Raw genomic sequence first — 13336 nt, 5'->3', positions numbered from 1 at the left:
AATTTGCTTTTAGGTAAAATAATATAGTATATTAATATGATATAATTAAATTAAATATATTTTTAATTATATTCATATAAAATTGAATTAATATTAGGTTATTAAAACATACTAAAATAAAGTTAAAATATTCATTAGACAAAGTATTAATATTGAAAATTCTTTTTTGTAAATATATAATATAAAAAGCAATAAAATACAGCACTTTAAGGAGTGATAACAGTGGAAGAGAATTATACTAAGATAGATCGTGAATTACCGTTAATACCACTAAGGGGATTAGCAATATTTCCATATATGATATTAAATTTTGATGTGGGTAGAGAAATATCTTTAAAAGCATTAGATGAAGCAATGTTAGGGGATGAGTTAGTATTTTTAACATCTCAAAAAGAAGCTGAAACAGATGAGCCTACAGAAGAAGATTTTTATCATGTTGGAACAATATGTAAAGTAAAACAAATGATTAAATTACCTGGAGATACAGTTCGTGTACTAGTTGAAGGATTGTCTAGAGGTAAAATAAAAGAATTAAATCAAGATGATGGATTCTTCAAAGCAAAGATAGAAGAAATTGTTTGTGACCAAGAAGAATTAGAACAAGACATAGAAGTAGATGCTTTTGTAAGAAATGTATTTGATGCATTTGAAGAGTACATAAATATAGGAAATAGGGTATCGCCAGAAATACTTATATCTTTAGCTGAAACAGAAAACATAGATAGATTTGTAGATACAGTAGCAGCAAATATATTCTTAAAAAATAGCCAAAAGCAGTTAGTACTAGAAGAGTTTGATGCTAAGAGAAGATTAGAACTAATTTATACTATATTATTAGAAGAAATAGAGATATTAAAGATTGAAAAGAAGATAACTTTAAGAGTAAAGAAGCAAATGAACAAAGTTCAAAAAGAATATTATCTTAGAGAGCAATTAAGAGCAATACAAAAAGAATTAGGTGAAGAAGAAGATATAAATTCTGAATCAGATGAATATAGAGAAAAGTTAAAGAAGATAAAAGCTCCAAAAGAAGCAAAAGAAAAAATAGCTAAGGAAATAGATAAATTTTCAAAGATATCTCCAATGTCTCCAGATTTATCTGTAAGTAGGGCTTATCTAGATACAATATTCTCATTACCTTGGAATAAAGAAACTAGAGATAAATTAGACATTAATAAAGCTAAAGAAATATTAGATAAGGATCATTATGGTTTAGAGAAAGTTAAAGAAAGAATATTAGAGTATTTAGCAATTAGAAAATTATCTAAATCTATGAAAGGGCCTATAATATGTTTAGTAGGACCTCCAGGTGTTGGTAAAACATCAATAGCAAAGTCAATATCAGAAGCTTTAGGTAGAAACTTTGTTAGAATTTCTTTAGGTGGAGTTAGAGACGAAGCTGAAATAAGAGGACATAGAAGAACTTATGTAGGTGCAATACCAGGAAGAATTATAAATGGATTAAAGGAAGCTCAAACTAAAAATCCGGTATTCTTATTAGATGAGATAGATAAAATGGCATCTGATTATAAAGGTGATCCGGCAGCTGCAATGCTTGAAGTACTAGACCCAGAACAAAATAAAACATTTGTAGATCATTACTTAGAAGTACCTTTTGATTTATCAAAAATATTATTTGTAACAACAGCAAATAGTTTAAGCTCTATACCAGGTCCTTTATTAGACAGAATGGAAATAATAGAAGTATCAGGATATATAGAAGAAGAAAAAGTAAATATTGCTGAAAAATACTTACTTCCAAAGCAAATAAAAGAGCATGCATTAAAAGAAGATTTTGTAAAGATGGATGAAGCTACTATTAGAGATGTAATAAACTATTACACTAGAGAAGCTGGGGTTAGAACTTTAGAAAGAACACTAGGTAAGATTTGTAGAAAAGTAGCTAAACAATATGTAGAAAATCCAGAATTAGAAGGTATAGAAGTAAATCAAAATAATTTAGAAGATTATTTAGGAAAAGATAAATATAGATATGATATTGCAGGAACAAAGCCAGAGGTTGGTCTTGTTACAGGTTTAGCATGGACTTCTGTTGGAGGAGTAACTCTTACTGTAGAGGTAAATGTACTTCCAGGAAGAGGACAAGTTGTATTAACTGGTAAACTAGGTGATGTAATGAAGGAATCTGCGCAAGCAGCTATATCTTATATTAGATCTATAGCGGATAGATTTGATATAGATCCAGAGTTCTATAAGAATAAAGACATACATATTCACTTACCAGAAGGAGCTACTCCAAAAGATGGACCATCAGCTGGTATAACTATGGCACTTGCTGTAATATCTGCATTAACTAGCATACCAGTTAGAAATGATGTTGCTATGACAGGTGAGATAACTTTAAGAGGTAGAGTTTTAGCTGTTGGAGGAGTAAGAGAAAAATTACTAGCTGCTCACAGAGCTGGTATAAAAAAGGTATTATTACCTAAAGAATGTGAAGCTGATTTAGATGAAATACCTGAAAATGTAAAAGGACAAATGGAGTTTGTTCTTGTTGAAAATATGGACCAAGTGCTAGAAGAAGCATTAGTAAGGAATGGTGACAAATAATGAAAATAAGAAGCACAGAAATGGTTGTAAGTGCAGTAAATAGAAATCAATATCCGACTGAGGGGATACCTGAAATTGCGTTAGTTGGTAGATCTAATGTAGGTAAATCATCTACTATAAATACATTATTAAATAGAAGAAATTTTGCTAGAACAAGTCAAACTCCAGGTAAGACAAGAACTATTAACTTCTTTCTTATAAATAATGAATTTTATTTTGTAGATCTTCCAGGATACGGTTATGCTAAGATTGCAAAATCTGAAAAAGAAAAATGGGGCGTTATAATGGAAAGGTATTTACAAGATAGAGAAGAACTTTGCGCTATATTCTTACTTGTAGATATAAGACATGAACCTACAAATGATGATGTTATGATGTATGAATGGATAAAGCACTTTGGATATAACTGTGTTGTAATAGCAACTAAAGCAGATAAAATATCCAGGGGACAATATCAAAAACATCTTAGTATAATAAGAAAAAAATTACAATTAGAAAAAGATGAAAAAATAATACCACTATCTTCTTTAAAAAAGACAGGTGTTGAAGAAGTTTGGAATGAGATGATAAATCAATATAATCAAGCTGGATATGAAATAACAGTAGATTAATTATAAATAACTTATGGCTATATATTTGAATAAATTTTATAAAATATAAAATTTTATTTGAGTATATAGCTATTTTATAATAATAATATAAAATGATCTTTTAGAAATATCAGAAAATTAAAAAAAGTAACGGAGGATTATTTCAAAAAACAGAAAAATGTGGTAAAATGTCTAAACATAGAAAGAATCTGTGGAATTATAAATGAGGAGAATAATATGAGTAATAATCAGACATTAAGAAAAAGTATAGGACTTAGTGCAGCTCTTTCTACTGTAGTTGGAATATTAATAGGATCTGGGGTATTTTTTAAACCTCAAGCTATATATACAGCTACTAATGGAGGTCCTGGACTAGGTATACTGGCTTGGATAATTGGAGGTATAATGACAATAGCAGCTGGGCTTACAGCTTCAGAAATATCTGCAAGTATAACAAAACCAGGTGGAATGACAGTATATATGGAAGAAATTTATGGAGAAAGAATTGGATTTTTAACTGGATGGGTACAAGGAATATTATTTATACCAGCAATAGCTGCGGCTTTAGGTATAATATTTGCACAAGAAGTAGTTTCATTGTTAGGATTAGATAATAATTTATACGTAATAATTATAGCAATAGCTACAATAGTGTTTATAGCATTTTTAAATTCATTAGGAGCAAAATTTGGTGGAGGTATACAAACTGTATTAACTTTATGTAAATTAGTTCCGTTAGCTATTATAATAATATTTGGGTTTATTAAAGGTGATTCAACATCATCAATAATGACACCTATGGTAGGTGAAGGAATTAATATAGTATCAGCTATATCTCAAGTTCTTTTAGCAACATTATTTGCATATGATGGATGGATATTTGTTGGAGCTTTGGCTGGAGAAATGAAAAATCCATCTAAACATTTACCAACAGCAATAGTAGGCGGTATATCTGCTGTTATGGCAGTGTATTTACTGATTAATGTAGCTTACTTATATGTTGTTCCAGCAGCAGAATTATCTATGTCAGCTGCACCTGCAACACTAGTTGCAAGTAAACTATTTGGAAGTGTTGGAGCTAAGGTAATAAGTATAGGAATACTTATATCTGTATTTGGTACACTAAATGGATTTATATTAACAGGAGGTAGAATACCTTATACAATGGCATGTGAAGGTAAAATACCTTTTTCAAATTTATTTTCTAAACTAAATAAAAATGGTGTTCCTATAAATGGAATATGGATGATAGTTGGATTAGCAGTATTATATTCTTTAACAGGACAATTTAATTTACTATCTGATTTAGCTATGTTTACAATTTGGATATTCTATACAATGCTGTTTGCTGGAGTAATAAAACTTAGAAAAACTAGGCCTGATATGAAAAGACCATATAAGGTGCCTTTATATCCAGTAGTACCGATAATCGCAATTATAGGAGGGGCATTTATAGTTATAAGTACACTTATGAGTCAGACACAAAACGCTGTATTAGGAATATTTATAACATTACTTGGTTTACCAGTATACTCGATTACAAAGATGATTAAAGCAAAAAATGGAGAACTATCTAACAAAACTGCTTAATTTTAATTATATATCCCCTTAAGATTTTACTAAGATATTTTTATTGAGTAACAAAAGTTATATAAAAATAATATCTTATAAGGAGTAAAGTCTTAGGGGGTATTTATATGTCAGGGAAAGTTAGAAAAATATTTCCAGGAGGAAATACATCAAATGGATCAAAACCACTATTTGAGTATATAATACCTGAAAATGTAAATAGAATTTTTTGTTTAAAAGGTGGTCCAGGAGTAGGGAAATCATCAATGATGAAGAAGATAGCTAAAGAATTTATAGACAAAGATTATGATGTAGAGCTTCATCATTGTCCATCAGATCCAAGTTCACTAGATGCACTCGTAATAAAAAAATTAGGTGTAGTATTTTTAGATGGTACATCTCCACATATTGTAGATCCTAAAAATCCAGGTGCAGTAGATGAAATAGTTAATTTAGGAGATTATTGGGATTCGGTTGAATTAGAAAAAAATAAAGTTGAAATTATAGAATGTGGGAAAGAAATAAGTAGTTATTTTAGAAGATGTTATAAATATTTAAAAGCAGCAGAACCTATATATTATGATATTGAAGAACGATACACATATGCTATGGATTTTGGTAAAGTAAATGAACTTACTGAAAGCTTTATTAATTATGTATTTAAAGATACTATAAATAAAGGAGTGTACAAAAAGCCTAGACATTTATTTGGAACGGCTATAACTCCAATAGGTCATATAGATTATTCTGATAGCTTACTAAGTGAAGCTAAAAAAATATATTATTTAAAAGGAGAAATTGGATGTGGTAGAACTACTTTCTTAAAAAAAGTGTATGAAAAAGCAGTTGAAAAAGGAATGAAAGTGGAAATATATCATTTTCCATTGATACCAGAAAAAATAGAAACTATATGGATAATTGATTTAAATATAGGAATCACAGTAAGTAATTTATTTAGTGACAGAGAAACAATAGATTTAACTCAATATTTAGATAAAAGTAAATTAGATAAATATGAAGACGTGATAATTTCTGATAAACATGTTTTTGATGAGCTAATAAATTATGCAATTTCAAATTTGAAAAAAGCAAAATCTAAACATGACATAATAGAAGCATATTATATTGACAATATGGATTTTGAAGGAATTGATAAATTAAAAGATAAATTAATTGAAAGATCTTTAAAATATGAAACAGAATATGATTTGAATTAGTTAGGAAAAGGGCGTATAAATTTATATGCCCTTATTTTATAATAAAAAAGAATATTAAAGATTAATAGATATTTTATTTAAATTCAAATAAAATAGAAATTGAGAAATAAAATAAATAAAAATAAAATTAAATATAAAAAATAATTTATAGGTGGTTATGCTGTATGAAAAAAAGATATGTGTTGATAATACTAGCAAGTACAGTTTTAGGGGTATTAATAGGTAGTATGATAAAAGATTTTAAATCTAAAGCTGAATTATATGTGAGTAAGGATGATATAGTAAAAAAAGAAATTAAAATAACTAAAAAAAATATAAAAAGCTTAAAAAAAGAGAAAGAAAATATTGATAAAGAATTACAAGATTTAAAAGATACATATACAGATAAAAGTGATATTGATAAGATTGAAAAATTAAAACAATTATTATCTTACACAGACATAAAAGGTAGGGGAATAACAATAAAAATTGATGCTTTAAATGAAGAGACAGGTAATATTGCTAATAGTGTAGATTATAACAAAATACTAATTAATTTAGTAAATGAGCTTAAAAAAAATGGAGCAATATTTATAAGTATAAACAATCAGAGAATAAACCAATATTCAGAAATTACATTGGCAGGAAATCATATAAATATAAATTCAACTCCTATAGCACAACCTTATGAAATTAAAGCTATTGGAAATATCAATAAGCTATCTACATATGTTAATAAAAGTAATAATTACTTAGAACGTATTATAGTTAATTATCCGATGAAAGTAGATTATAAAATTGAAGAAAATATAAATATGTTAAAAATAGAAGTACCAAATAAACTTAAGTACTTAAGGGAGGGGTAGTATATAAATAAAGTAGATATATTAGATAATATTATTCCAGAAAAATTAGCTAGAAAATATAACTTATTTCCTATAAAAATTGAAAGTGATACTTTAGTGGTAGGTATAGAAAAAGAAAATATACATGCTATGCAAGACTTAAAATTAGCTACAGGAATGGATATTGTATTGAAAAAAGTCGAGTCAAATTTAGTAAAATTAAAAATAGATAAGTACTATGGAGAAAATAGAAATTCAGATGAAGATTATGCAAAAAAATTATTTAATAACATATTGGAAAAAGCAGTTTATGATAGAGCTAGTGATGTTCATATAGAACCATTCAATGATTATATAATAATTAGGAATAGAGTGGATGGTGAATTGAGAGAAGTTTTTAGACTTATGATAGAGTTATATCCGGCACTAGCTACAGTAATTAAATTAAAAGCTCATATGGATATTACAGAAAAGAGGTTACCTCAAGATGGTAGAGTTGACTTGAAAGTTAAAAATAATTTAGTAGATATTAGAGTTTCAACTATACCAACTATATATAAAGAAAAAATAGTATTAAGAATTTTAAATAGAAATTCATTTTTGAAAAGTAAAGAAGAATTAGGATTCTCGAAAAATGCAATAAATATTATTAATAAAATAATTAATAAAAAATCAGGTATTTTACTTGTAACTGGTCCTACTGGCAGTGGAAAGACAACTACAGTTTATTCAATATTAAACGAACTACAAAGTAAGAGCAAAAATATTATGACTATAGAAAATCCTGTTGAATATAAGATGGAAGGAGTTAATCAGATACAAGTAAACTCTAAAATTGGTTTAACATTTGAAGAAGGATTAAGAGCTATTTTAAGGCAAGATCCAGATATAATTATGATAGGTGAAATTAGAGATATTGAAACAGCTAAAATTGCTGTAAGAGCAGCAATAACAGGACACTTAGTAATTAGTACAATGCATACAAATGACTCAGTATCATCTATTGCTAGGCTTATAGATATGCAAATACCACCCTATTTAATAAGTGCATCATTAATAGGTGTTATATCACAAAAACTAGTAAGAAAATTATGTAATAATTGTAGCCATGATATAACTATATCGGATGATAATGGTAAAAATATAGAGACTAAAGTTGCAATAGGGTGTAATAAATGTAAAGATGGATATATTGGAAGAACTTCAATTTATGAAATACTAGAAATTAATGATGATATAAAATTATCTATAAGTCAGATGAAAGATGCTCAAAATATTAAAACTACAGCTATAAAAAATGGAATGATAACTTTTGATGATACATATAAAAGACTAGTCAAGGAAAAGATTATCACATTAGAAGAGTATTTATGTTCAAATTATATTGATATATAAGGTGGTGTTCAGTGAGCATATATAAATGTGTACTATATGATAAAAATAATGATAGAGTAATTAAAAAAATAGATTGTGTATCAGAGAAAGAGGTTCTTGAATATGCAAATAAAAATAACTTTATGGTAGCATCTATACAGAAATATGATCTACAGATTTGGGATAAAGATAAGATAAATTATAAAGAATTAAGAATTCTATGCAATGAAATAGGTATTCTTTTGGAATCAGGATGTGAAATAACTAAATTATTTGAAATGTTAAAATCTAATTCAAACAAGAAGTTAGTTAAAGTATTGAATCAAGTATTGAATAACATACATAATGGAAATTCTATCAACCAGTCATTTCAAAAAACGAATAAGTTCTCTAAATTTTTTGTAAGCATGGTTAAAGCAGGTGAAATAAGTGGAAATCTAGATGCTGTAATGAGTCGACTATCAGAATACTATGATAAAGAGTATAAATTAAAATCTAAAATAAAATCAGTTTTGATATATCCAGTAATATTAATTATTTTATCTATAATAGCATCTATATTTATGCTTATAGAAATAATACCAAACTTCCAAATGATATTTGAAAATAATGGTACTGAACCACCGTTTATTACAAATCTCTTAATAAATTTATCTGCATTTTTAAAAAATAATTATTTAATATTGATAGTGCTTAATATTCTTATAATAACATACTTACTTTATAAAATAAAAACAAGTCCAAAAATCAAAATTTATATAGAAAAAATGCAGTTAAAAATTCCAATCATAAAAAATCTCATAAAAATAATTATAACAACTAAATTTTCTAGAGCTTTTTATATACTCAATAAAAGTGGAATAGAAATTACAGAAGCAATAGAGATATCCTCGCAAGTCGTAGATAATCACATTTTATATAAAGAAATATTAAGTTGTAAGGATAGTATTATAAGAGGTAATGCTATTGGGCAATCATTTAAAAGGGTAAAAGCATTTCCTACTTTATTTTTAGGTATGATAGAAATTGGTGAAGAAAGTGGATGTTTAGACAAAACCTTACTTAGTATAAATAAGTTTTATGAGCAAGAATTAGACAATAAAATCGAGTACAGTATGAAGCTAATAGAACCAGTAATTATTGGGATTGTAGCAGTAATTATTGGAATTGTAGTTATATCAATGCTATTGCCGATGTTTGATGCAATAGCATCAATATAAAAATTAAAAAATAAAAGGAGATTTTATTATGGTAAATTTAAAAAAGTTTAGAAGTAAGAAGAAAAAGGGATTTACATTAATTGAAATGGTTATGGTTGTAGTAATTTTAGGTATATTGTCAAGTATGGCTATGATGAAATATGGCGAAGTTCAAAAAAATGCTAAGATAAAATCGGATTGTGCAACTGCATCTACTTTAGCAACTGCAATAACTATAGCTAAAAATGATGGAAAGATTAGTTCAAGTGAATCATCAGGAGTAATAGATGATTTGGTTAAAAATGGATACTTACAATCTAAAGTACAATCTAATTCGACAAATAAGGATTTTGATATATTAATAAAGGGAGACTCTATAACAATTAGCTCAATTGGTGATGATGGAACTATACAGTTTTATCCTAAGCTAGAATTGCCAAGTAAACCTAATAATCAGCCTGAAAATTAATTAAAGTATGATAGGATGTGATTATATTAAATATATAATAAATATAAATATTAATAATAATTATACTAGAATTATACTTTTAAAAAAGAACAATAAAAGAATAACTATTGAGCATGATTTTATTGAAAATATAAGTATAAACAATATGAAACAGCTATGTGAAAATATTAAATTAAATATACATAGTATTGAAAATACATATAAACGAGACTGTAAGCTATTATTCAATATACAAACAGAAGATATAATTATTAGGAATATTGAGGATATAAATATTAGCAAAAAGAGAGATATACTAGGTATTATAAAATATAATATAAATCAATATATGCCGATAAACTTAGAAGATTATAAAATTAGATATAAAATTTTAGAAAAAAATCATAATACGGGCACAGTACAAATTGTACTGTGTCCTATACACATAATTAAACTATGTAATGATATAGCTCAAATACTAGATATGAAAGCTAAAATATTAAATGTTAATTTTGATATACTTCAAAAATTAATTAACTTAGGTACTATAACTAACTTGGACTCAACTAATTTATTTATAGAATTAAGAGATAAAGAATTTTTATTAAATAAAGTAATCAATAGTATCGTATATGAATCATATATTCTGCCTAGAAATATAGCAACCTTACAGCATATAAGACTTATAAGTGAAAATTATAATAATATTTACTATTATGGAGATAGTGAAATAAAAGAAGATATAAAAGAACTTAATCTAAATTTAAATTCAATAATACTAAACATGGGAAAAGTAACTTTAGATATATCAAAAGATTTAAATAAAGACGTAAATAGATATATAAATGCAATAGGTATAGTAATATGAAGAAATATACAATGATTAATTTTTTAAAAGAAGATTTTAATTTAATAAAGTTATCAAAAATAATAATTTGTTTATTTACAATATTAAGCATTTTTCTTATGGTAAATATTAAACAAAAAGATAAAGAAAATAAAGAAGTACAAATAAATCAAGATATAGAACGAAATTTAAACCTAGATATTGAAGATAGTACATATAAAGAGATATATGTAAAAGTTAAAGATATAAAATTAGCCTATAAAGTAATAGGCAAAGAAAATATAAAAAGGCTACTAATAGAAAATAATAATGTAGAAATTGAAGGTATATGTGAAGATTTAAATATGCTAGAAAAATTAAAAACTCAGTCAGGTGCTAAAGATTTTTCTATAGAAAGCATAGTAAAAGAAGAGGAACATTATATGTTTAAACTAAAGTATAATGTAGGAGTATAGATTTGAGTAGAAAACTAAGTAAAAGAGAAAAAATATTAATAATAATTTTTGTAATAGTTTATATATATGGATGTGTTAATCTAATACAAAATAATAAGAAAAATAATATACAAATAGAACTAGAAAGTTTAGATAAGAAAGCTAACACTATTAATAAAATTAATGATAATTATGAAAAAGATATAATATTAAAAATTGAAAATGAGATAAAAAACATAGTAAATATAAATTATATAAATAAAAATTCATATTCAGATGAAAATAATAATTATAAATATATAATAGAAATACAAGTAAGTGGAAGGATAGATAATATATTTTATATAGAAGGTGGACTTAAAAATATAGGTCTAGAAAATAAAATTAGTAAATTTGAAATTATTAAAAATACCTCAAATTTAAATGATGAAAATGAAATAATCAAAGATTATGTTAATTGTATAATACAAATTAAAGGGATATAAACAAATATGTCATAATAGTTATTAAAGTACAAATTAATTCCAAAACTTAACATTAAGTATCTTAAATAAAATACCAAAGAATTGTAGAATACTCGAGAAAAAAATGGTATAATATGATATTGTACTTTAATTTAGAAATAAAGGAGTGAACGTCACCTTGCTAGGAAGAAATGATTTATGTCCATGCGGAAGTGGTAAAAAATATAAAAAATGTTGTTTAAATAAAGATATGGCTTCAGAAAGATCAAGTAGAAAAGTAGGTCTTTCACAAAAGCAATATTACGAACTATATTCAAAGATATCTGAATTCTCTAGAGATGAGAAATTCAAAGCAGAATACGATAAAGCTAGAGAAACATTCTTCATAATGGAAGATGAAGAAATAAACTCTAAGTTTGAAAGATTCTTTAATACTTATTTCATACAAGACCATATAATGGAAAATAAAAAGGTTATGACAGTTGAATTTTTTGAAGCGAACAGAGATAACTTAGATATGGTTGAAAGAGATATACTAAGAAGCTTATTTGAATCTTATGTAAGTGTGTATGAAGTAAAAGAAATTCAAGATGAAAAAATATTATTAAAAGACTGCTTAAATGATGTCGAGTTATATACTGAAGATATCAACTTATTAAAAGATTTTAAAGTTGGAAGCCCAATGATAGCGAGAGTTGTAAAGGTAGGAGATATAAATATACTAATAGATATAACTATAAGTATATCAGAAGCAATTAAAGATACAATCGTTAATGATATAAAAGCTTTATTTGCTCAATATGAAGATATATACAAAGATATGAAGACATTCTTAATACATCATACTCATATACTATACAAATACATACAACAATTATTAGAGCCAAGTATAGCTGAATATTTAAAGAATCAAAGAGCGGAAAAAGCTAGTAAAGCTGAAGCAGTTGAAGTATGCGAAAGTGATGATAAAGTAATTACTATGTTAAATCAAAATATAGAAGAAGACTTATTACAATCAGGTATAGACTTCTGGAACGGATATAAGGCTGCAAATGGCGAAGTAAAAGGTGCTGAGAACGGATGGGCAGCTGGAGTTGAATACTATGTTAAAAAAGAAGCTGGTCAATCAATAACTCAAGCTCAAATAGCTAAAAAATATGAAATAAGCCCAAGTACTTTAGGTAAAAGATATAAAGATCTTAAGGCTGAGTAGTAATATATAAAAAATTAGAGGGATTATATAGTAATAGTTCCTCTAATTTTTTATGTTTGACTAAATTTTACATATAAGTTTACTTAAAAATTTTGAGGGTATATTAAATTATATATAAATTTACATTTAAATTATGAAAAAAAGGTTTTAATATATAGAAATAATGTATAAAATAGAATTATATAATATACAGAAAGAGGTATAAATATGAATCTTAGTTTAGGAAATGCAATCGCAGTATCAACAAATTTTATAAAATCTAATCCAGCGGTACCTGTATATAGTGGAGAACAAACTCCAGAAAATTTATATGCAGTTATCTATCATATAGAAATAGGGTATAATCAAGGTACTACTCAAGAAGTTAAACAATACATAATAATAGATTATAAAGAGTTTGATTTATCAGCAGAGTCAAAAAATAAACTAATAGAGGTAGCAAAAGAATATTGTTCTTCTAGAAGTATACCAGAGGATCATAACTTAGAAATAGCATTATTAGATAATGAAGAAGCTGAAAACTTTTTAGAAAAAGTATTTAATAATATGAAGGTTATAAGAGGTCTTATAACTAAAAAGGACTAGA

The 13336-nt window shown here is 25.9% G+C and carries 13 protein-coding genes; all 13 read left to right on the top strand.

Features of this window, described 5'->3' with window-relative positions:
• Nucleotides 1-222 precede the first annotated feature (222 nt).
• The 13 genes from lon (at nt 223) to I2A66_RS06725 (ending at nt 13335) form a co-directional block, all read left to right on the top strand.
• A complete protein-coding gene (lon, locus tag I2A66_RS06785) occupies nt 223-2571 on the top strand; it encodes an endopeptidase La (protein WP_122638928.1) in 2349 nt (782 codons plus the stop codon).
• Entirely contained in the window at nt 2571-3182 is a 612-nt protein-coding gene (gene yihA, locus I2A66_RS06780) for a ribosome biogenesis GTP-binding protein YihA/YsxC (RefSeq protein WP_122638929.1), read from the top strand. Before lon ends, yihA begins: the two co-directional genes overlap by 1 nt.
• A gap of 216 nt (nt 3183-3398) precedes the next feature.
• The gene (locus I2A66_RS06775) at nt 3399-4751 is read left to right on the top strand and encodes an APC family permease (protein ID WP_122638930.1); all 1353 of its coding nucleotides are present in this window, start codon (nt 3399-3401) and stop codon (nt 4749-4751) included.
• Between the two features lie 107 nt (nt 4752-4858).
• On the top strand, nt 4859-5947 hold the full coding sequence (locus tag I2A66_RS06770) for a PRK06851 family protein (protein WP_147516654.1): 1089 nt from the start codon (nt 4859-4861) through the stop codon (nt 5945-5947).
• A gap of 164 nt (nt 5948-6111) precedes the next feature.
• On the top strand, nt 6112-6792 hold the full coding sequence (locus I2A66_RS06765; protein ID WP_122638932.1) for a DUF881 domain-containing protein: 681 nt from the start codon (nt 6112-6114) through the stop codon (nt 6790-6792).
• A gap of 3 nt (nt 6793-6795) precedes the next feature.
• Nucleotides 6796-8166, top strand: a complete 1371-nt coding sequence (locus tag I2A66_RS06760) for a GspE/PulE family protein (RefSeq protein WP_147516653.1) — start codon at nt 6796-6798, stop codon at nt 8164-8166.
• Between the two features lie 11 nt (nt 8167-8177).
• Nucleotides 8178-9365, top strand: a complete 1188-nt coding sequence (locus tag I2A66_RS06755) for a type II secretion system F family protein (RefSeq protein ID WP_330615453.1) — start codon at nt 8178-8180, stop codon at nt 9363-9365.
• Nucleotides 9366-9393: 28 nt separating this feature from the next.
• A complete protein-coding gene (locus tag I2A66_RS06750; protein WP_195251291.1) occupies nt 9394-9813 on the top strand; it encodes a type II secretion system protein in 420 nt (139 codons plus the stop codon).
• A gap of 7 nt (nt 9814-9820) precedes the next feature.
• Complete coding sequence (locus tag I2A66_RS06745) at nt 9821-10660, top strand: hypothetical protein (RefSeq protein ID WP_207734741.1); 840 nt, start codon at nt 9821-9823, stop codon at nt 10658-10660.
• Complete coding sequence (locus I2A66_RS06740) at nt 10657-11094, top strand: hypothetical protein (protein ID WP_122638936.1); 438 nt, start codon at nt 10657-10659, stop codon at nt 11092-11094. Before I2A66_RS06745 ends, I2A66_RS06740 begins: the two co-directional genes overlap by 4 nt.
• 2 nt (nt 11095-11096) lie before the next feature.
• A complete protein-coding gene (locus tag I2A66_RS06735; RefSeq protein ID WP_195251288.1) occupies nt 11097-11558 on the top strand; it encodes a hypothetical protein in 462 nt (153 codons plus the stop codon).
• A gap of 157 nt (nt 11559-11715) precedes the next feature.
• Nucleotides 11716-12750 (top strand): YecA family protein, encoded by a 1035-nt coding sequence (locus I2A66_RS17600; protein ID WP_195251287.1) that lies wholly within the window; start codon nt 11716-11718, stop codon nt 12748-12750.
• Between the two features lie 207 nt (nt 12751-12957).
• Nucleotides 12958-13335 carry a hypothetical protein gene (locus I2A66_RS06725; RefSeq protein WP_122638939.1) on the top strand — a complete coding sequence of 126 codons (378 nt, stop codon included), beginning with the start codon at nt 12958-12960 and terminating at the stop codon, nt 13333-13335.
• Nucleotide 13336 lies beyond the last annotated feature (1 nt).

This window comes from Romboutsia sp. 1001713B170207_170306_H8 (assembly GCF_015550495.1).
In the GTDB taxonomy this organism is placed as follows: domain Bacteria; phylum Bacillota; class Clostridia; order Peptostreptococcales; family Peptostreptococcaceae; genus Romboutsia_E.
Note: the sequence above shows the minus strand (reverse complement) of the source record. Positions and strands in the feature narration are given on the sequence as shown.

Coding starts and splice junctions, on each gene's coding strand:
- yihA (WP_122638929.1), top strand. CDS start 2,571: ATGAAAATAAGAAGCACAGAAATGGTTGTAAGTGCAGTAAATAGAAAT.
- I2A66_RS06775 (WP_122638930.1), top strand. CDS start 3,399: ATGAGTAATAATCAGACATTAAGAAAAAGTATAGGACTTAGTGCAGCT.
- I2A66_RS06770 (WP_147516654.1), top strand. CDS start 4,859: ATGTCAGGGAAAGTTAGAAAAATATTTCCAGGAGGAAATACATCAAAT.
- I2A66_RS06765 (WP_122638932.1), top strand. CDS start 6,112: ATGAAAAAAAGATATGTGTTGATAATACTAGCAAGTACAGTTTTAGGG.
- I2A66_RS06750 (WP_195251291.1), top strand. CDS start 9,394: ATGGTAAATTTAAAAAAGTTTAGAAGTAAGAAGAAAAAGGGATTTACA.
- I2A66_RS06745 (WP_207734741.1), top strand. CDS start 9,821: ATGATAGGATGTGATTATATTAAATATATAATAAATATAAATATTAAT.
- I2A66_RS06740 (WP_122638936.1), top strand. CDS start 10,657: ATGAAGAAATATACAATGATTAATTTTTTAAAAGAAGATTTTAATTTA.
- I2A66_RS06725 (WP_122638939.1), top strand. CDS start 12,958: ATGAATCTTAGTTTAGGAAATGCAATCGCAGTATCAACAAATTTTATA.